Annotated in this window: 16 protein-coding genes; 12 read left to right on the top strand and 4 right to left on the bottom strand. The window is 47.1% G+C overall.

The window, feature by feature from the left end; genetic code table 11:
* Positions 1-2 precede the first annotated feature (2 nt).
* From BLO50_RS13775 to BLO50_RS13765, 3 genes are all read right to left on the bottom strand, one after another.
* Positions 3-506: a TIR domain-containing protein gene (locus BLO50_RS13775; protein ID WP_090253761.1), complete on the bottom strand. Its 504-nt coding sequence runs from the start codon at positions 504-506 to the stop codon at positions 3-5.
* A gap of 244 nt (positions 507-750) precedes the next feature.
* Positions 751-1,725, bottom strand: coding sequence for a hypothetical protein (locus tag BLO50_RS13770; protein ID WP_090253758.1), 975 nt, complete (start codon positions 1,723-1,725; stop codon positions 751-753).
* A gap of 132 nt (positions 1,726-1,857) precedes the next feature.
* Complete coding sequence (locus BLO50_RS13765; RefSeq protein ID WP_090253756.1) at positions 1,858-2,160, bottom strand: hypothetical protein; 303 nt, start codon at positions 2,158-2,160, stop codon at positions 1,858-1,860.
* A 469-nt stretch (positions 2,161-2,629) separates the two neighbouring features.
* Between BLO50_RS13765 and BLO50_RS13760 the strand changes: the two genes are divergently transcribed.
* From BLO50_RS13760 to BLO50_RS13715, 10 genes are all read left to right on the top strand, one after another.
* Positions 2,630-3,997: an NAD(P)/FAD-dependent oxidoreductase gene (locus BLO50_RS13760; RefSeq protein ID WP_090253754.1), complete on the top strand. Its 1,368-nt coding sequence runs from the start codon at positions 2,630-2,632 to the stop codon at positions 3,995-3,997.
* A 5-nt stretch (positions 3,998-4,002) separates the two neighbouring features.
* Entirely contained in the window at positions 4,003-5,784 is a 1,782-nt protein-coding gene (locus BLO50_RS13755) for a DUF1302 domain-containing protein (RefSeq protein ID WP_090253753.1), read from the top strand.
* Positions 5,785-5,794: 10 nt separating this feature from the next.
* The gene (locus BLO50_RS13750; RefSeq protein WP_244152886.1) at positions 5,795-7,120 is read left to right on the top strand and encodes a DUF1329 domain-containing protein; all 1,326 of its coding nucleotides are present in this window, start codon (positions 5,795-5,797) and stop codon (positions 7,118-7,120) included.
* Between the two features lie 104 nt (positions 7,121-7,224).
* Positions 7,225-7,680, top strand: coding sequence for a helix-turn-helix domain-containing protein (locus BLO50_RS22340; RefSeq protein WP_090253749.1), 456 nt, complete (start codon positions 7,225-7,227; stop codon positions 7,678-7,680).
* Positions 7,677-8,324: a TetR/AcrR family transcriptional regulator gene (locus tag BLO50_RS13740; RefSeq protein WP_090253746.1), complete on the top strand. Its 648-nt coding sequence runs from the start codon at positions 7,677-7,679 to the stop codon at positions 8,322-8,324. Before BLO50_RS22340 ends, BLO50_RS13740 begins: the two co-directional genes overlap by 4 nt.
* Positions 8,325-8,399: 75 nt before the next feature.
* Positions 8,400-10,043, top strand: coding sequence for an amidohydrolase family protein (locus BLO50_RS13735; RefSeq protein ID WP_090253744.1), 1,644 nt, complete (start codon positions 8,400-8,402; stop codon positions 10,041-10,043).
* On the top strand, positions 9,964-11,016 hold the full coding sequence (locus tag BLO50_RS13730; protein ID WP_143003824.1) for an HlyD family secretion protein: 1,053 nt from the start codon (positions 9,964-9,966) through the stop codon (positions 11,014-11,016). The genes BLO50_RS13735 and BLO50_RS13730 overlap by 80 nt, the downstream gene beginning before the upstream one ends.
* A 3-nt stretch (positions 11,017-11,019) precedes the next feature.
* The gene (rbbA, locus tag BLO50_RS13725; RefSeq protein ID WP_090253740.1) at positions 11,020-13,737 is read left to right on the top strand and encodes a ribosome-associated ATPase/putative transporter RbbA; all 2,718 of its coding nucleotides are present in this window, start codon (positions 11,020-11,022) and stop codon (positions 13,735-13,737) included.
* Between the two features lies 1 nt (position 13,738).
* Positions 13,739-14,845 (top strand): ABC transporter permease, encoded by a 1,107-nt coding sequence (locus BLO50_RS13720; protein WP_090253738.1) that lies wholly within the window; start codon positions 13,739-13,741, stop codon positions 14,843-14,845.
* 71 nt (positions 14,846-14,916) lie between these two features.
* Positions 14,917-15,729 carry a substrate-binding periplasmic protein gene (locus BLO50_RS13715; RefSeq protein ID WP_143003823.1) on the top strand — a complete coding sequence of 271 codons (813 nt, stop codon included), beginning with the start codon at positions 14,917-14,919 and terminating at the stop codon, positions 15,727-15,729.
* A 108-nt stretch (positions 15,730-15,837) separates the two neighbouring features.
* Here BLO50_RS13715 and BLO50_RS13710 read toward each other — a convergent pair whose 3' ends face one another.
* Complete coding sequence (locus BLO50_RS13710; RefSeq protein ID WP_167354461.1) at positions 15,838-16,863, bottom strand: DUF4238 domain-containing protein; 1,026 nt, start codon at positions 16,861-16,863, stop codon at positions 15,838-15,840.
* A 288-nt stretch (positions 16,864-17,151) separates the two neighbouring features.
* Here BLO50_RS13710 and BLO50_RS13705 point away from each other — a divergent pair, with 288 nt between their 5' ends.
* Both BLO50_RS13705 and BLO50_RS13695 read left to right on the top strand, forming a co-directional pair.
* The gene (locus BLO50_RS13705) at positions 17,152-18,228 is read left to right on the top strand and encodes a GGDEF domain-containing protein (protein ID WP_338110984.1); all 1,077 of its coding nucleotides are present in this window, start codon (positions 17,152-17,154) and stop codon (positions 18,226-18,228) included.
* Between the two features lie 939 nt (positions 18,229-19,167).
* Positions 19,168-19,668, top strand: coding sequence for a ProQ/FINO family protein (locus tag BLO50_RS13695; protein WP_090253727.1), 501 nt, complete (start codon positions 19,168-19,170; stop codon positions 19,666-19,668).
* Positions 19,669-19,736: the final 68 nt, after the last annotated feature.

Raw genomic sequence — 19,736 nt, 5'->3', positions numbered from 1 at the left:
ACTCAGGATTTGAAGTTCTTCCTTATAGCAATCGCATCCTCGATCCATTGCTCAATGTTTGTTTGGATAGAGGCATAGACAGCCTTGCTGTCGGCGCCAACTGGAGTAATCAGCTTGGCGTAGTTCGAAAGGCACAACGAAGTGCTCTTCAGTATGACTTTATCGAAAGGATTCGCACCTGGCGCCGAAGATTGTCCATTGGTGTCGAGAAGCTTGTTGATGCGAATGGCCACAACGCCCTTGCCGGCGTTCCAGCCCTTGATGATTTCGGTAACGACCCATGGGCGGCTCGCGGTCTCTGAGCCCACCAGTACGACAACACAGGACTTCCCCACCAAGCTGTCATCAATCCACTTTTCAATGGCAGCTTCCCCCTTTTTCTTGACTTCTTCCCACTCGTTAGCGGTATAGAGTTTTTGGCCATCGAGTGCGCCGATGTTTCGAACTTGCTGAGTGCGCCAAAAATCATTATTGAAGTGAAAACTAAAGAAAACATTCCTTGCCATTGCATAACTCCTTATTGGGGAAGTAGAACAACCCTGCGGGTCAAAAAAATTCTCAAGGCCACCAGGGTATTACGAGCGAGTCCAAAAAGTTAATCGGCCTTGCTCATAGTTAAAATTTTTTTGTGAAACCAACCTGTGTCGCACCTGACCATTGTTACCGAACGACTGTAGTTGGATTTAAACGCTCGCAAAGAAAAACATATCAAGTAAAATTTTCCTGCAACCTACAGTATGTAGGTTAAATTTATACGACAGCTACATGTGTAGAGTCGATGTCATCTGGCAACTCAACAATATATTTCTGAGAATCAATCCCATGGTGCCAGTTAGCACGCAATGGAGCAATGATCGACCAAGGGAAAAAATAGGCTATAACAACCTGCCCTCCGTCTACCAAAAGTATACGCACATCGAATGAACAATCCTGATCTGGATTTTTCTCAGCAAGACCATCTAGTATTTCTGCCGGATCGAAATTAAACGGGTCAGAGCCGCTTCGATACAATCTTACACGCGTATGGAATGGCCGCTTTTGGCCTAAGAGGGGCAGTTCATGGAGCGATAAAAGTCCGTCCAACTCGAAGCGCAAGACCTTTTCCCGAAACGCATCCAGAGGCCAATTGCCATGTAGGTATCTGAGAACACTCACTATAGTAAATGCGAGCGACCTGAGTTTAGCGGCACTAATATCCGAGACCGGGCCAGCAGCTCCTCTTTTCGTACTCGAAACCCTGAGCGAACCGTCTTGCGTACTGAAGCTTTTGTTATGAATGATCGTGCCGCGAAGCGGCTCAAGGCTTCCATACAGACCGATTAGACGCTCTTTCAGCCAAGAACGGGTTTCGATGAACTGCGGAAAAATCGGTGAATCGTTGAGCTTTTTCAGTTTCTCCTGAAACCGAAACGTGCTGGGCATGCCATTCTCTTCCAGGATCCACTCAATAAGCATATCGAGTAGCTTGAAGGTTGAGACAAACACAAGTGGAGCTTCTGCGTTCAGGAAACCGGGGCGCCAATCGCCTAAAATAATATTTCCGCGCCCATATCTATAGTACTGCGCCTGCGATGTATCTAGTGGATAAACCACGGCATCTGGCCAGTTAAAAAAAAGCTCTTGCTCGACAAGTGTATACACTTCCTCAAGAAGCCAGGCTTCATATTCCGTACGTTCAGCGAGCCGGCTTAGGGCTTCTTCGTCAAAGACTGGAGAAGTGCTCATGATGCGAAACCAATCAGTCAGTAAAAAATAGCTTGATACGCAAGCACGAATTATTCAGACCAGGCGCATCTAAGAATCACAAAAAAATAAATAACGCGAGTCCAATTCATTTAGTCAATCCATGACAAAACGTTAAATTACCAATCCGTCCGAAACGGTCAATCCAGCCCGCGCCTCAATGATCTCAATCAGCTCGAAGTGCTTAGGGAACTCCCGCTTAAGCCATGCACTCGGCACAAAATGGTGCTCAAGGTGAACGGCGGTGATCTGACGATCATCTGCGGCACAGAGCATCACATTCAACTCATTCTCATCACCCGCCATCGCAGCCGGCACATAGACCTCTCCTTGATCATCGATACCAAAGGAACGCCGCCACTCAGGAAAGCGTTTGTGCTCAGGATTGGGGACTGAAAACCACCTGATTCTGCTCATAAATTCGACCTCAATTACGCTTAGTGAGCCTCACGAATACCAGTAGGCACCACCATTTGTCACACCTGCGCTCCGAGGCCGCCTTCTTTCAGCGACAGTCTTTACGCTTCCCGTGCCCGCAGGCCATGCCATCAGAGCAACATAATGACTATTGAGTGGAGAGCCCAGGGCAACACGCAGTGAGTGTTTCACAAGAGTCCCTGTCTGGATCAACCGGACAGCATCAACCTCATGGCTTAAGGCCCAGACGTCAATGCGACTGGCTTAACACCTCTCAAGTGAACAGCGCCAGGAACGCCCCTACCTCCTCAGAACAGCTAATCGTCGCGCTGAGTCCCCACACAATAGCTTGTCGAACAGCTTAAGCAAACACGTTCAGAAAATCATGACAAAGGGTTGACAGAGACACCTCTCAGGATTTAAATGAACGCGTTCCGCTATGTGAACGCGTTCAGCTAGGATATTGAGAATGACTATCGACTACTCAGAGCTCGGTGCGCCCGAAACCAGATCGTTCTGGTTGAACACGTACGGGCCCTATGAAGCCAACGAAAAACTTAATGGGCACGTCAATGCCGACATCGTGATTGTTGGGGGTGGCTTTACAGGCCTTTCCACCGCAGCACACCTCAAAAAATTCAACCCAAGCATCGACGTAGTGGTCATCGAGGGAAGCGTCATCGGCTATGGCGCCTCCGGAAGAAACGGCGGCTTTTCGATGACACTTTTCGGTTTTGAGCCTGAAGTGACGAGTCTCATGCATGGGAATGAGAAAGCAGCAGCAGCCCATCAATACATGGAGGACGCTGTTGATTACGTCAAAGAGCTCGTAGAGCTTTCAGGCTTCAACAGTAACTACGAACATAATGGGTTTGCGCGCGTATCGCTTACCAAAAAACATAGTGAGCGCCTAAAAAAGCAATATGAGCTGTATTGCAAATTGGGCTTTGAGAAATCGTTTGAGTGGTGGGACTCTGGAAAGCTGCAAGAAGAGCTGAAAAGCCCAGTATTCAAAGTCGGCTTCTATGAAAAACGGTGTGGAATTCTTAACCCCGCAAAACAGGTCAGAGAGTGGAAAAAGCTCTGCGAGAATTTGGGCGTAAAGATTTACGAAAACACCATTATTAACTCAGTCGAGTATCCGAATACTGGCGTTGTCGTTAAGACCAGTCAAGGCTCCGTTAAAGCAGAAAAAGTTGTCCTTGCCACAAATGCCTACGGTCACTTGATTCCAGAAATGGGAGCATTCAACAGGAATCAAACGCCGATCTGGACTTATCAGATTGTGACTGAACCACTGAGCCAATCCATGTGGGACAGCATTGGCTGGCAGGGACGTTACGGCATTGAAACCAATCGCAACATGGTGCACTACTTCAGGCCGACAGCTGATGGCCGCATTACCTTTGGCGGCGCTAACGTAGAAACTTCTATTGGCAACAATATGAACTACGACAGCAATGAGTCGTACTGGAGAACACTCGAATATCACCTGAAAACGATGTTCCCGCAGCTGAAAAATACACGCATTGATTATCGCTGGGGTGGGCCAGTCTCCGTCACTCTGGATATGACGCCGAACCTCGGCTTTTACAAGGACGAAAGAACACTCTACCTATGCGGTTGTACAGGCCATGGCGTTTCTTTCACCCAATATAGTGGCAAAACCTTGGCTGAATTGGCACTGGGGATTGAAAGCAAACGAACAAATGCTTGGTTCGTAAACAGAAAACCATTCCGCTGGCCAGTTCAGCCACTCAAGCAGATTGGTATCGCGACCGTTAAAAACGTGCTTAAGGCAGAAGATGCCTGGCAAGAACGAAGCCTCTGGAAATAGTAAAAATGAAAAAAACAACAATACTATCATTAGCCATAATTGCATGTTCCTCAAAAGCCGCTGCGGTGGATATTTATAGCGGCGACGAGGTTTCAGCCACATTGAATGGCACCGTAGAAGCAAGCGCTGGTTATAGGATTAATGACTATGACAAAAGCCCTGCAAACCAAAGCGATCCCAACATTAATAGTGATGACGGCACCGGCCTCTATGATAAAGGCTGGTTCTCCAAAGAAATGAAAATCACTGCTGACCTGCTGATTCAAGCAGAGGATACCGGCGCCTTAATACGTGGAAGCGCCTGGTATGACTATGAAATCATGAACAAAAATCCTGACAACGAGGATTTTGATAAACGTAATCACACCGGCAATGGGCACTACCCCTCCTCGCTTCAAAATGAGGTCGGCAAAAGAGCGGAGCTTCTGGACGCCTACATTTTTCACAACATGGAAATTAGTGGTGTTCCGGCATCCTTCCGACTGGGACGCCAAGTTGTCAGTTGGGGTGAAAGTATTTATTACGGAGACAGCCTGAACGTTGTGAACCCTTACAACGTATCGAAGCTAGCGACTCCAAACGCAAAGTTCAAAGAAGCACTGTTGCCCGTCAACATGGCCTACGCTCAGTTCGGCCTTACTGAAACCCTGTCCGTTGAAGGTTTCACGGCGCTCGAATGGAAAGGCAATCAGGCCATACCCAATGGCAGCTTTTACAGCGATGAAGACATCTTCGGCCCAGGCTCCAATGGCGCAATCATCGATCTGAGGCCAGATCTCGCACTCATGGGGATTCCAGAGTTTCTTGTCCCTGGTGTAAATGGAGTTGATGGCGTTGTCAGCGGCATCAGGCGGGGGCGCAATGACGAAGGCTCAGACAACGGTCAATTTGGCCTCGCGCTACGCTACCTAAGCGAAGAGCTCAACGATACCGAGGTGTCGCTCTTCTACATCAATTACAACAGTCGCAACCCATTCCTACGCGCAAATGGCGGCCAAAGCGCAGCCTGTAGTGTAGGCGGTGGCAGCAAGTTCAGTACCCTTTGCGCTCTGGCGGCAGCACCAGAAGATTTTGCGCTGGTGGATGGACTTGAGTATCTGGATACCACTACTTATGACCTGATTTACCCTGAGAATATTCATCTCTACGGACTAACAGTCTCGGGTAATGTTGGTGACACCAATATCGCGGGCGAAATTACCTACCGACCAAACGCGGCCATTGAAAGCTCAATGTCTGGCGAACTGGAGGATCTCGCTATTGGTGCGCTGTCGGGTGGCGCAAGCGGTGGCAGTATCAATCTGGGGAGTTTTGGCGATATCACCCAGAATGGCAGTGTTGAGCTTTATCGTCGCAATGAGTTCTACACCATGTCCGCCTCTGTTCTACACAACGTCGGCCCGACATATGGACTTGACGATCTTACCATTGTGTATGAACTGTTCGGTAACTATATACCTGGAGGCTTGGTCGATGATGAAAGCTTTAACTATCTGACAAAAACTGCCTACGGCCACACAATCAATCTGGCAGGAAAAGTTGAAGACATCTTTCCAGGCATTGATTTGAAGCCAGGCCTCACCTTTCGACAGGACATCAGAGGCTATTCGCCAGTTGTTACGAAAAACTTCGTAGAAGACCGAAAGTCTGTCACCGTCGAATTCGGCTTAGACCTTAGCGAAACATTCCAGACCAAGGTCAGTTACGTGAACTATTGGGGAGCGAAAGAACTCAACCCAATGCAAGACCGTGACCACCTTGTTTTCAATGCGACATATAATTTCTAAGGTAAATGCTGTGAAAATTATAAAAATCTCAGCTGTAGCAACATTAATCTCACTATCAAGTGCAATTGCAGCAGCAGAACTGAACTCTCCTGAACTCACCCCATTTGGCGCTGAGAGAGCCGCAGATCCAGCAGAAGGTATTCCTGAGTGGACTGGTGGTTTGGAGAAGAAGCCAATTAATCAAAGCGGTGGAAAGTTTCATACCAATCCGTTCAGTGATGAGAAACCCATTGCTGTCATTGATCGCGCCAACATGGCTAGCTATGAGCAATACCTCTCGGAAGGTGTCAAAGCACTTTACAAATCTTATGGCACTTACAGCATAAACCTGTACCCAACACACAGGACTATGTCGGCGCCTGAAGAGGTGTACCAGAACACCAAGCTAAATACCACTCGTGCAAAACTGGTAAAAGATGGTAACGGAATTGAGGGTGCAATTGGTGGCATTCCTTTCCCAATTCCAAAGTCTGGTATAGAGCTTTTCTGGAACCACATCGCACGCTGGCAAGGGGTCTACTACGAGGACACCTCTGGCACTGCTATCGTTGATGTGTCTGGAAAGTTTTCCCTCTTGCGGGAGCAGAACAAGGTTCTTGTTAACTATTACAACAAGAATAATCCAGCGGATTTGGATAACGTTCTAATCTATTTTGTTAACAAAATGCTGCCCCCGTCACGATCAGCAGGTGAAATTCTGCTCGTGCATGAGACTGTCGATCAGGTTAAAGAACCACGTCGTGCATGGGCCTACTTTGCAGGCCAACGTCGTGTTCGTCGCGCACCTACCCTGGCATATGACACACCGCAGGACGGTTACTTCAGCGATGAAGCTGACATGCTTAACGGTGCGCCAGACAGATACGATTGGAAAATCGTTGGTAAGGCAGTGAAGATCATTCCATACAACTCATATGAGCTTGCTAGCGAGTCATTGAAATACGAAGACATTCTTAAACCTGGGCATATCAACCCGGAACATGCTCGCTGGGAAAAGCATCGAGTATGGGTATTGGAGGCAAATCTCAAGCAAGGGCAACGTCACATCTACAGTAAGCGTAGGTTTTACATTGACGAGGACAGCTGGGCTGTCGTAATGAGCGAAAACTATGATGGTCGTGGCGAGTTGTGGCGAGTGAACATTGCTCACACCCTTATTTCTTATGAGGTGCCGACCATTTCTCCGCAGCTGACTGTCTACCACGATTTGACCAATAGAACCTACACGGCACTGGGACTTAAAAATCAGGAAAAAATTCCTAGAGACTTCAGTGCAGCGATTCCAGATGAGAAGTTTTGGACGCCAGGTAATTTGAGGAGAATGGGGGTTCAGTAACAGTTTTACTTGAATAGTCAGGCGCACGCAGATCTAACCACGCATTGGATATGTCGTGCGCCTGATGCCACAGAGCTGAACGCCAAACAACCCCACGCCATACCATGTGTAGTGAAATCAGCACACGACTCATTAATTCGGCTATTAATAGCCATACAACTGCCGTAGTGACCGACGCCTTTTATTCCAAGACCAAGGGGCCAGCCCTTGCGACTGAGGGCCCACAGCGGAACTCGAATAGCAAGCAAAAATTAAGCGCTCGCGTCGAAAAAATCATCTATAATGATCCTCTTTCTTATAGGCACATGATTAATGTAGCCAAGCTCTTAAATGTCTCTACCCGGACACTATTACGGAGGCTTGAAGCCGATGGGACAAACTTTAAGAAAGTCCGAGATCAAGCTCTTTACCAAAGAGCCATAGATGAATTGATGCTTGAGAATATGTCTGCAACTGAAGTGGCATCAAGCCTTGCCTTCTCTGATCCTGCACATTTCACGAGAGCATTTACACGCTGGTCAGGTCTAACACCATGTGCTTTCAAAGATAAGAAACGATGAATAAAACCAAACAAAAGACCACAGACATAGAGCCCATGATTAAGAAAACGCGGGCAAGGAGCGAGACAGCGCAGCTAGCTGTAAGGTCACTTATACTCAATACAGCGCGCAAGCTTTTCCAAGCTAATGATGTAGATCTAATATCGCTCAGATCAATAGCCCGAGAAGTGGATATGGCTCCAGGGGCTTTATACACTTATTTTCCGAGTAAAATATCGCTTATGCGTGCTGTTTGGGCTGAAGATTTAGCCCGCCTGAATATCGAGCTCTCGGGCTATCCTAAAGAGTCAACGCTTTTAGACTTCTCATGCTTTTTTGTTGATTACTGGCTTGAGAACGCCAGTGCATTCAAAGCGCTATTCCTAGTGACGGACGAACCGGACAACGAAGGTGGAATGTTTATCGAGTCACCGGAAGTCATTGATCTACTACGTATAATTAAGCATCGCGTTGTTTCGAAAATGTCCAACGAAATGCACTCTGACGCTCAAGAGACGGAGTTCCGTGCGTTCCTGGCATCTTTGCACGGCGTAATCAGTATAGCCATTCTAGTCCCAGAGTTGGGATGGAATAACACACGCCAGATTCTGGAAAGCCAGGTGTCAGCCTTCTTGGTTAAATGGAGTCGGAACGCCAGTACCTAAATCTGTCGTGTAATGGCAATTGAGCCCATGTGGCTTCCGTAATAGATTTAAAATAACTATTAGCGGGAGCGTCACATGTATCACTTCATTCTGCACAACCTCATGCTTTGGCTGCCAGAACAAGACTCACCAACACTGGGATGGGTGAGCGTAGCCGCAGGCAAGATCGAACAAATTGGTGCAGGTTCCCCTCCTCCATACTATCCGATTCCTATGCTCAACTTGGGTGGAGCCCATCTGCTCCCTGGTCTCGTTGATGCGCACCGCCATTTCCACTTCATGTCTCTGCTTCCTAAAATGCGCTCAGGCGCACAATGGCAATCTGCGGCTGAGGCACTTGAAGAGATCGCATATCTAACATCCGTTTCAGCACCTGATGAATGGACAATTTTCACATTCGTTGACCATAGTAAATGGAAAGACTCGCGCCCGATCAGCCTCTATAAACTTGACGCTGTAAGCAATGGAAGAAAGGTCTTATTGATTGATGTCACGCTCCATCGAGGAATGGCGTCAAGCGCTGCGTTAGTACGCAGTGGCATAGTTTTTGGCAATACTGATTTCGGTGAGGACGTAGATCGCAAAGAAGGCATCATGACAGGCCTTATTTGGGAGGCTGCCTTTGGGCGTGTCTTGAACTGTGTAGTCGAAGACGTTCTCAAAAGAATTACTGATGAAGAATATGAATCGTTACTTGAAAACGAAGCTGAGAGGACGCTTTCACAGGGTATTGTCGCACTACATGACCCTGGCCTTGGAGTTAAAGCCCAGGAGAGTTTAGCTAAACTTCAAACAGTCACAGCTCTGAGATTGAACTGGTCAGCTACAAGCGAGAAAGGACTCTTTGAGCTCGCTGAGGCCTCGGAGCTGGAGAGGTTTATTCCGCCGAAGTGGGGCCAAAAATCTGTAAAAATATTCTTGGATGGTGCTAACCGTTGTGCCGCATGCCTTCCCCTTGGCATCGTACTTAGAAGCGCGCTTAAAGCAGGGTATAGCAGCGCAATTAATCTCAGCGCAGCACCTCTCAGGCGCCTTCTTGAACCGAAGGTCAAGATCTCAGGGTTTCACGCACACCTCCCGTACCTGAGATTCAATAACATTGAGTCGCTAGTAGAGAAATGCCGAGCATATGTCGATATGGGCTTCTCACTAAAGATCCATGCTCTAGGAAATGAAGCAGCCACCCAGGCCTGTGAACTACTTAGAACGGTTAACCCACCACATGCCTCAATTGAGCATGTGATGGCTCTCTACGACCATGAGGTTCACCAAATTGCCAGCTCTAAAGCTTACATTGGCATTCAACCTGGATTTATCCCTTATTACGCATCTGCGATTGAAGAACAGGGCGTTTCGAGTGTTATGCGTGTCTTCCCCACCAAAAGCATCCTGAACCACTCAGGAAAAGTTGTCATTAGCTCTGATGCCCCTTGCGGTAACGACGACCCGCTACATAACTTAAGAAGAGCCGTTGATCGCAAAAAACATAATGGCAGTGAATTGATGCCTGAAGAAGCTCTAACTAAGTCTCAGGCCATTAAAGCAATGTCTTATAAGGCAGCACAGTCGATTGGACTAGCACCACACGGACTGTATATTAACAGCGAGGCTAATTTTACAATTTGCAGCGGAGATCCTTTTGCCGAAGGCACTGAGGCGCTTGAGACATGGATCGCAGGCAAACCTGTTTGGCGCAGACTCAAAACCATACGCTACTAAATTATTAATCGATATGAATTTAATTCCCAGCAAAAAGATATTGGCTACAGCCTTCATCATTATTACTTTTGTGCAGATTATAATTTTATGGCCAAGATTTTTTGGAAGCACACTTCCAGAAGGAATAATCTCAGCTGAAGGGCGACTTGAAGCTAAGGAGACATACGTCTCGGCGAAGAATCCAGGACGGATCTCCGAGCTTCATGTAGATGAAGGTGAGTATGTAACTCAAGGCCAGCTATTAGGACGCATCGATAGTTCACCGTTGATTCATGCCAGGGAGCAATCACTACACGAAGCTGATAGCTTGAAACAGACCGTCAGAAGTTACGCTGCCAGTTTGACGGGTTTTGAAAGTGATTTAAAGCTCGCTGAGAGTGAATATCTTCGCGCATATAAGCTCAATGCGCACGGGTTTGCCAGCCAACAATTAATTGACCAATCCTTAGCTAGAAAGAAGATTGCTCAGGCGACCCTAGCGTCTTCTCAAGCAGCCAAGGCGTCCGCAGAAGCCTCTCTCTCTGCGGCTGAGGCAGCGGTGAAGAAATTAACAGCGGAAATCAATGACAACGACCTTATCTCACCCATAGACGGAGTTGTTCAATCTAGTATCAGTGAAAAAGGTGAGGTAGTTGGCTCTGGCAGCACATTATTTATCCTGATTAACCCTAACTATCTTTTTGCCAACATTTATTTACCTACCCAGCACGTAGGGGCCATTCGTATTGGCGATGAAGCATTGATTGTTTCTGAGCTATCACCCACTTTAAAACACAAGGCAAAAGTAGTACTGGTTGAGTCTCATGCTGAATTCACCCCGAAAGAAGTCGAATCTTTTGATGAACGTAAGAAGCTACTTTTTCGTGTGAAAGTAGTGCTAGACGAAAAGGATATTTCAAGATCTCTTAAAGCTGGCATACCTGCAACAGTATATCTTCGTACATCTGATCAAGCTTGGCCTGAAAGATTGTAGCGTATGAATAACTCAGCATTTATAGCAGGCAAGGTTTTCCATTGCTACGGCAATCAGGCTGCGTTAGAGGACTTTAGCTTTTCTCTACCGACAGGCACCAGTTGCGGGATCATTGGCCCCGACGGGGCCGGGAAATCAAGCCTTCTTGGACTTATTTCCGGCGTAAAGAAAATTCAGGATGGTGAATTACAGGTTCTTGGTGGCTCCATAGCAGATGGCTCCCATCGAGAATCCCTCTATGAACGAATTGCCTTTATGCCCCAAGGCCTAGGGCATAATCTCTATCCTGAATTAACCGTAAAGGAGAATATTGAATATTTTGCACTCCTGTATGGTCTAAGTAAGAATGACTATGAACAAAGAATCTCATCACTTCTCGCAGCAACTGATCTTAGTCGTTTTTATGATCGTGCAGCAGGGCAACTATCAGGCGGCATGAAGCAGAAGCTTGGCTTATGCTGTGCGCTGATACACGATCCAGATCTACTGATTCTTGATGAGCCTACTACAGGTGTTGATCCATTATCACGACGCCATTTTTGGAAGCTCATTGATAACGTACGTCTCGCACGTCCTTCTTTAACGCTTGTTGTCGCCACTGCTTATATGGAGGAGGCGAGTCAGTTTGATTACTGCGTGCTACTCGATGACGGGAAGAAACTTTCCTCTGGGCTTACCAAGGATATCCAGTCTATAACACCCAGTGGAAAGCTTGATGACGCCTTTACAAAGCTCCAGAGTCGAAACAGACAAGTACCTCCGCCTTTGGAAGTCAAGCTATTGAGCAATACCAATGGCGAGATTGTAATCGAAGCTATCGACTTATCACTGAGATTCGGCGAATTCACAGCCGTTGACAATGTGAGCTTTTCTATCAAACGAGGTGAGATCTTCGGCTTTTTAGGATCGAATGGTTGTGGCAAAACCACCACTATGAAAATTCTTACTGGCTTGTTACCCGCCAGTTCAGGTACAGCGACGCTTTTTGGCCGCCCAATTGAAGCTAACAACCTGGATTCTCGTAAGAAGATCGGTTTCATGTCGCAGAGTTTTTCATTATATGGAGAACTCACGGTGATTCAGAATCTCGAACTTCACTCTAAAATATTCAACTTATCATTAAGTGATAGCGCTGATCGTATTCGCTCATTAGTATCAAGATTCGGCTTGGAAGTGTATTCGCATACACCTGCCAATGATCTTCCACTCGGACTGCGCCAGCGTCTGTCATTAGCAGTTTCAGTTATCCATAGCCCAGACGTATTGATACTTGATGAGCCTACTTCTGGTGTAGACCCAGCGGCACGCGATGATTTTTGGCGTCTTATTCTTGAACTATCGAGGGATCAGGGTGTCACCATCTTTCTATCGACCCACTTCATGAATGAAGCAGAACGATGTGATCGCATTTCATTGATGCACGCCGGTAAGGTTTTAGCTTGCGACAGCCCAGATCGCATTACCCAAAAAATGGGATGTGAAACACTAGAAGAAGCATTTGTTCACTGTCTCGAAGAGGCAAGATCTGAGAATGGTAATCCGGATAAACCTGTCATACTCAGTGATATCACCCAAACCACTGGTAGTAAATCAAAATTCAGCCTGAAGCGCATTCTGGCAGTATCCGGTAGAGAGCGAAAGGAGCTTCAGCGTGATCCTATCAGACTGTCATTTTCGCTATTTGGCGCGATATTCATGCTGATTGTCTTTGGCTATGGGATTTCTCTTGACGTTGACAATGTACCTTTTGCTGTTTTCGATCAGGACAACTCCATTGAAAGCAGAGCCATTATAGAAGCATTTAGAAACTCAACATACTTCGATGAGAAGCAGTCTATCAGCTCTGCAAAATTGTTGAATCAAAGACTACAGTCTTCAGAGATTAATCTTGCAATTGAAATTCCTGCTGGATTTTCAAAAAAACTGCACAAAGGTGAAATCCCTGAACTTGCTGTATGGATAGACGGGGGAGATCCATTCAGCGCTGAGGTAATTAAAGGTTATGCCTTGGCAGTGCATTTTCATGTACTCAGTCGCTTTGTTCGAGAAAGTTCATCCCCTACCCTACCCTCTGACTCAATTAACATCATTACGCGCTTTATTTACAATCAAGATGTGCGCAGTGTTAACGCCATAGCCCCTGGGGTCATAGCACTCATTTTGGCAATGATCCCGGCCATGCTGACTGCATTAGGTATTGTTCGGGAAAAAGAATTCGGAACCATCCACAACTTCTATTCGACCCCATTAACGGCTTGCGAGTTCCTCATTGGCAAACAGATACCCTACATTTTCTTGAGCGCTCTGAATGCCATTGCACTGATGACGATCATCATTATGATCTTCGGCGTACCGCTTAAAGGAGATATTGTCGCCCTGACCTTGGGAACCCTTCTCTACATACTAACCTGCACAAGTCTAGGGCTATTAATTTCATCTTTTACTCGCACACAGATTGCAGCAATTCTTGGCACAATCGTATTGACGGCCATGCCAGCAATTCAATTCTCCGGCCTTATCTCCCCGAGATCATCCTTGACAGACAGTGCTGAGTTTTTTGCTTATGTAATTCCTGCTGGATATTACCTCGATATTTCAGTCGGCGTCTTTACGAAGGCGTTAATGGTCAGTGATCTGTGGGATAAATACCTTGCCCTAATCATCTTTTTTATAGTCTTTACGTCCGCATCTGTTCTCTTACTAAAAAAACACGAGATATAAAATGAAAGAAGCGCTGCACATTTTCTATCTTGGCATCAAAGAATTCACATGCCTTCGCAGAGACTATATTCTTGTTTGCTTTTTATTGTATACATTTAGCCTTGATATCTATATGCCTGCTGCCGGCTCAGTAATTGGTGTACAGCATGCCAGCATTGCAATCATTGATGAAGATAAAACTCTAACCTCTCGCTTCATCGCTGACAGTATTCACGAGCCCATCTTTCAAAACCCTGTCAACATTAAAATGTCAGACTCCATTCGACTTCAAGATTCTGGGGCTTACACTTTTGTAATTCATATCCCACGAAATTTTGAGTCAGACCTTATAGCCGGAAAAAAACCTGAGTTGCTCATTAATGTTGACGCCACCGCTATGAGCCAGGCGTTCATTGGTGCCGCTTATATTCAAGAGATAATCTTAGAGTCAATTGACCGGCAACAGCACAGCAGTATGGCTCAGCCAGTTAACATAGTGACTCGTACACTATTCAATGAAAATCTTCAGGCCAGCTGGTTTCTCGCAATTACCCAAATAGCTTACAACATTACAATCATGGGGATACTATTAACTGGAACAGCCCTATTACGTGAGCGCGAGCATGGCACAATTGACCACCTACTTGTTCTTCCGTTGAAACCCCGAGAGATTATTCTCTCAAAAGTTTGGAGCAACACAGCTGTAATTATTGTCTTTACATGGCTGTCTATTGAAATTATCGTGAAAGGCTTCTTAGGTATACCTTTGCCAGGCTCTATTGGCTATTTCTTGCTTGCTGCGGTCATCTATCTCTTCGCCTGCACAACGATTGGAATCTTGCTTGCTACCTTTTCCAGATCGACGCCACAGTTCGGTTTATTGGCGATACCTGTTGTCATACCTATGCTCTTGCTATCTGGCGGGACAACGCCGATTGAAAATATGCCGGCCTGGCTTCAGGTCGCGTTGCAGTTTTCACCGACTACTCACTTCATTGAGCTATCCATTTCGATTCTATTGCGAGACACGGATATCTCATTAGTCATGGATCGCTTCTTAGCAATTTCAGCGATAGGGATATGTGTGTTTATAGCGGCTAGCTATCGCTTCAGAAGATTTCTTGTCTAAAGATTGACAATTCACTCCGTGCGCTACACTTAGAGCGTTCCTTACTCTGCTTCTGCCCATAGGGGGCACACGTGAACAAAATTTTCACGTCCAGCATAAATATGCTCTTTTATTTATGCTTAGGATGCGTTTTTTCGGCGCAAGCATCTAGCCAAAATCAGGTCGTATTAGCGAGCGATCCATGGTGCCCTAAGGTCTGTTTCGACTCTTCTGAGAATCCTGGCTATGTTGTTGAAGCAGCATCGTTTGCCCTTTCTCGTCACGGTTACGAACTGAAAGCACTCGAACTTCCGTGGAGTCGTGCTATTAGATCTGTGGAGAATGGCACCATTGACGGGCTATTGACCGACCCTACTGGTAACACCGAGAATATCATTCTACCTGAGCACGCATATTTCTACGCCACTGCCGGATATGCCATCCACAATAGAGTGCAGCATCCTCACGTGCTGAGCGTAAGTGACTTAAATAAAATCCGATTCAAACTTATTCAGGACTACGACTACTCACTCCTCCCAATCTATGACGACATCGTCAAAAACCAAGGAAAAGCCGTCTATATAAAGGGCAACGATTCACTTCACAGAATACTGAAGCTAATTGTTTCCAACAGAGCAGATGCCACAATTGATGACATTGAGGTATTAAATTACAACATTCACAAGATGTCTTTCTCTAGCGTATTTCACACCTTACCGATCTCTGATCCGGTGCGGGTTTATATTTCAATCTCGCGAAAGCATCCTGACGCTGAAAAAATTGCTAGAATACTTAGCAATGAAATTCACGCAATGAAGCTTAATGGGCAAATGGACAGTATTATGAGGAAATACCTCATAACTCCTGAGGAAGACCTACACTCGCCCTGGAAACCCTCACTATGACAGCCATTGCCTGAAGGGTATCCACCGACCAGCTTCGACCTCACTCTCGTATTCTGATTGTTTAACAGCGCCAATTAAATCATGCGCTCAGTTGTTATATACCAACCCCTACCCCACCTGAAAATCTCTCTCGGCCCGAGTTTGATCTTCATGCCACAGCTTCCACGCTTCTTGCTCTTTCCTCCAGGTAACTGGGCATACAACCCTAGACCTTATCTTATGAATATCGATTTCTTCGCGTGAAAACACGTAGCGATCCGCATGTTCGATGATTATGCGACTTATAATTTCCGCTGTTCTCATGTCAACTGTAGTCCCCCTAACCCTTACTACTCCCCCATGGTTTCTATAAAGAAGGTGTTTCGGGCTAAGAGGAAGTAGTACCTCACCATTTTTTAACGCCCATCCGCCCTCAAAGTCATAGTTATCCTCATCATAATATTTAAGTCGTATTAATGGATTATCAGAGGTTGGCCATGCCATACCATGAGGAGCTTGCAAAATCGTCCATTTCTTAAGCGGTATCTCCTGTATCGTATTCTTCAGTATGTGTTTCATCTGCCAAATCCATAAGCGCCGCCCGACAATGGTTTCGGTTCTTATATGGCCAGCGCCTTCCGCACTTTTCTCTATGATCACCTTGAACATTGAACGGTCATCATTTTTTTCTTGCGAGATTGGTATTTGCTCACTTCTTCTGACAGCTTCTTCAAGCTTCTGAACCGACTTCATCAGCGTTTCAGTCATTGTAGTTGCCAAATTCTCGTGCTGTTCTCGCAAAAACCGCCTAAGACTTGCGGGTGTCCGTACATCTAGAGCCACGGCAAATCTCACTAATCTCTCCCAGTGATCAGATGACATTTGCTCCTCTTTAACTATCCGGCGTATAGCTTCTTCCGCTGGGTTCTCAAACTCTGTATCAAGCCATCTCTCGAATTCATCTGTTTCCTCTCGCCCTGCAAGATATGTATAAAGATGCTGATGGTAGGCTATTCCCTTGAGCGAATGCGCCTTCCAATGCGGCACATTATCGCTTGGAACCAATAATCTATAAGTAGATATTTTCCCCGATTTTGCCCATTGCTTCAGGTACACCTTCGGCACATAGTGGTTATCCTTGCGAAGGTTCGGCACAACTAACTCCCTTTTAATAAATGATCCACACTTGCTATATTTTTAAGGCTTACAGCACACTTAAGCTAATCATGTTCATATGCATGTATATAGCAAGGATAACGAAGCGAACAGAGCAACTAGCAGTTTTTCTCTTCGGCAACTCGGTCTTCTAGTTTACGTTGAAATTTTTGGCAGTTTATCCGGCCCCCAATGCAACACGAATCTCGTACACCGCTCATCCCATCAGTACTAGCCTGCCGCTCGTCAAGCCTCTACTTTCCATCTGCCCAATGACGGCATTAAGCCATCATTAGCGCTACACTTAAAATTCTGACTGCTTGCCTGGTATGGTGCTGTCTGCCGCTAGAACACGATTTATCGCTACCAACCCGCGACCAGCTTTTATCTATCATTCGCATTCAGATTGAGATTGCCAAGCAAGGGCTTGATCTCGCTCAAATCATGTCGGTCGTCGTAGAGCGGTCTCTAGACTTGCTCAATGCAGATGGGGCCGTTGTCGAGTTAGCTGAAGATGAGGACATGGTGTATCGGGCGGTCGCTGGGATTGCATCCGGTAAGCTTGGTTTGCGCTTGCGGCTTGCCAGCAGTCTATCGGGTCGCTGTGTCTTGAGTGGCGAACTCCAGCGGTGCTCCGATACCGAAACCGATGAGCGCGTCGACCGTGCTGCCTGTAGACATTTGCAGGTTCGTTCCATGCTTCTGGTTCCCTTAAAGCATGAGAAATGCACTGTCGGCGTCTTGAAGGTTATGTCCAAGGCTGTTTCCGCTTTCGATGCGGCTGATGAGGCCGTATTGGGCTTGCTCGCTGAGGTGCTCGGCGCCGATTTATTCTTGGCGGCTAAATATGCGTCCGATGATCTGTACCACCGCGCTACTCATGATGAAATGACAGGCTTAGCTAACAGGGCACTCTTCTTCGATAGAATCAGAAATGATCTTTCGCGCGTTTCGAGAGTCGGCCTGGAGTTCGGTCTGCTGATGATTGATATGGATGGCCTCAAAGCTATAAACGATTGTTATGGTCACCGTGCGGGTGACGCAGCCATTTGTGAAGTTGCTCGTCGCGCAAGCCAGACCCTCAGAAAGTCAGACACTATTGCCCGTCTGGGTGGGGATGAATTCGGGGTCATCTTGCAGCCAACTAATAGTATTTCGTATTTAGCTGAGACTGTTGAGCGTCTTCAGGCGGTCATCTCCACGCCTTTTCTTTTTGAATCCACGTGGTTGAAACTGGGTGTCAGTATTGGCACAGCTATAGCTGTGAAGGATGGCCTCGATCTTGATGCTTTGCTTGATCACGCTGACAAAGCCATGTACGAGAACAAGCGTGAACGTAAGCGTCTAGCGAATCTGGCCCGCTAAACGGGGGAGCTATCTCCACGGCAAGCGCCATGCTGCGTTTTGTTTCAGCCTTTCGCAGCGCTAGCACAGATTCATTTATCCGGACATCTGAGGATGTAGTCAGCTAAAGCGCTTTATGCATCCTTCAGGCTGTCAATGCCATTACGCATCAGCATCTCAACTTTAAACACGCTCAAATCACTCTCACCAGCATCACTGGCTTGAGTTGCATGCTCAGAGCGGGTCTCCAATCAACACAGCTCGCCCCTGATCGGCTTCACACCCCGCAGAGGGCAACCAACGTAAGTCTGCCGATCTGTCTTTCACGTGAATAACAAGATGCTTGTCCAAGCAGTGCTCTATGGCTTTGCTGGCAAACGCCTCTAGCCTGGCCTCATCCCAGCGCGTGATTTGATAGTGGAACACTTGAGCCTCAAGATCCTGACCCGAATCGTGGTGGAGGATCGTGGCTAATGCCTCAGTGCAAGTCCCCCGCTCTCGATGACAGCGAAGCTCTACCGCGCTTGTGCTGTGAGCCTGATACCCCTCTACTGTCTTCCAGCCACCCCAGACTATCAACTCGTCTTGCTGCTCCTTTAGCAGTAATGGCGGGATTGTTGTGCTTTCAATCGGCGAGGGCTTAACAAACCACAACACGGCATAGCTAGCACCCAAGGCTGAGGCCAGGGCTATAAGCAAGCATTTGGCATAAAGGTGCATACAGAGTCCTTTCTTTGAACGGCCATCCAAGCCAGTACCTAAAAGCTAGAATAGCTTCATGATTAGCGCCAGGTGGGCAATGGCAGGCACTGGGCAACAGCCGTTAGCCAATGCGCACAAGCGCATCTCAACGCCGTGCTCGGGGCGCCTGCTTGTATTCCTCTACTGATAGTGCTGCTCAGCACGAAGGCTTGGGATAACCTTGAGCCATCAATCAACCATTAGGCTGCGAATTGAACGATGGGTTTTGAGCAACTAGCTGAGCTACGTGACCGCCTACGAGCTGAAAATCAGCGAGCAAGTACTGATAACACCGGGCAACGCAAGCGTAAGCCCTCCTCGCAGAAGAAGTCTGCCGGGAGTGATCCTGCGGTCGAGGCGATCTGGCGATTGCAGAGGCACTTCCCATTGGCCTTTCCGTTAAATCCAGCTCCCAAGGTTCCACTCAAGGAAGGCATTCTCCAGGATGCTGAGCAGCAGTTGCAGCTGCTCGGCATATCAATCGAACAGCTCAAGCTGGGAATTGCAGCTTGGTGCCAGGGAAATCGATATTGGGCATGCATGACGGCGAATGCACCCCGATTTGACTTGAACGGCCAAGTAGTGGGATCAGTAACAGCTAGCCAGGCACTCTATGCAAGGCGACAAGCTAAGCGACAGCACGCACGCGATCAGGCACTCAGAGCGGCGTCAAAATCAAAAGCGCGCATCCAGCCAGACGCGTCGCTCTCAACGGCATAATGATCTCCTCTTCGGCATTCGGTTCTTGACGTTGTCAGGTCACTGTCGTGCTCCTGTCGTGTTGGCGA

Source organism: Pseudomonas peli, from assembly GCF_900099645.1.
Lineage (GTDB): Bacteria > Pseudomonadota > Gammaproteobacteria > Pseudomonadales > Pseudomonadaceae > Aquipseudomonas > Aquipseudomonas peli.
The sequence above is the reverse complement of the archived record's forward strand: the minus strand, read 5'-3'. Positions and strand labels throughout refer to the sequence as shown.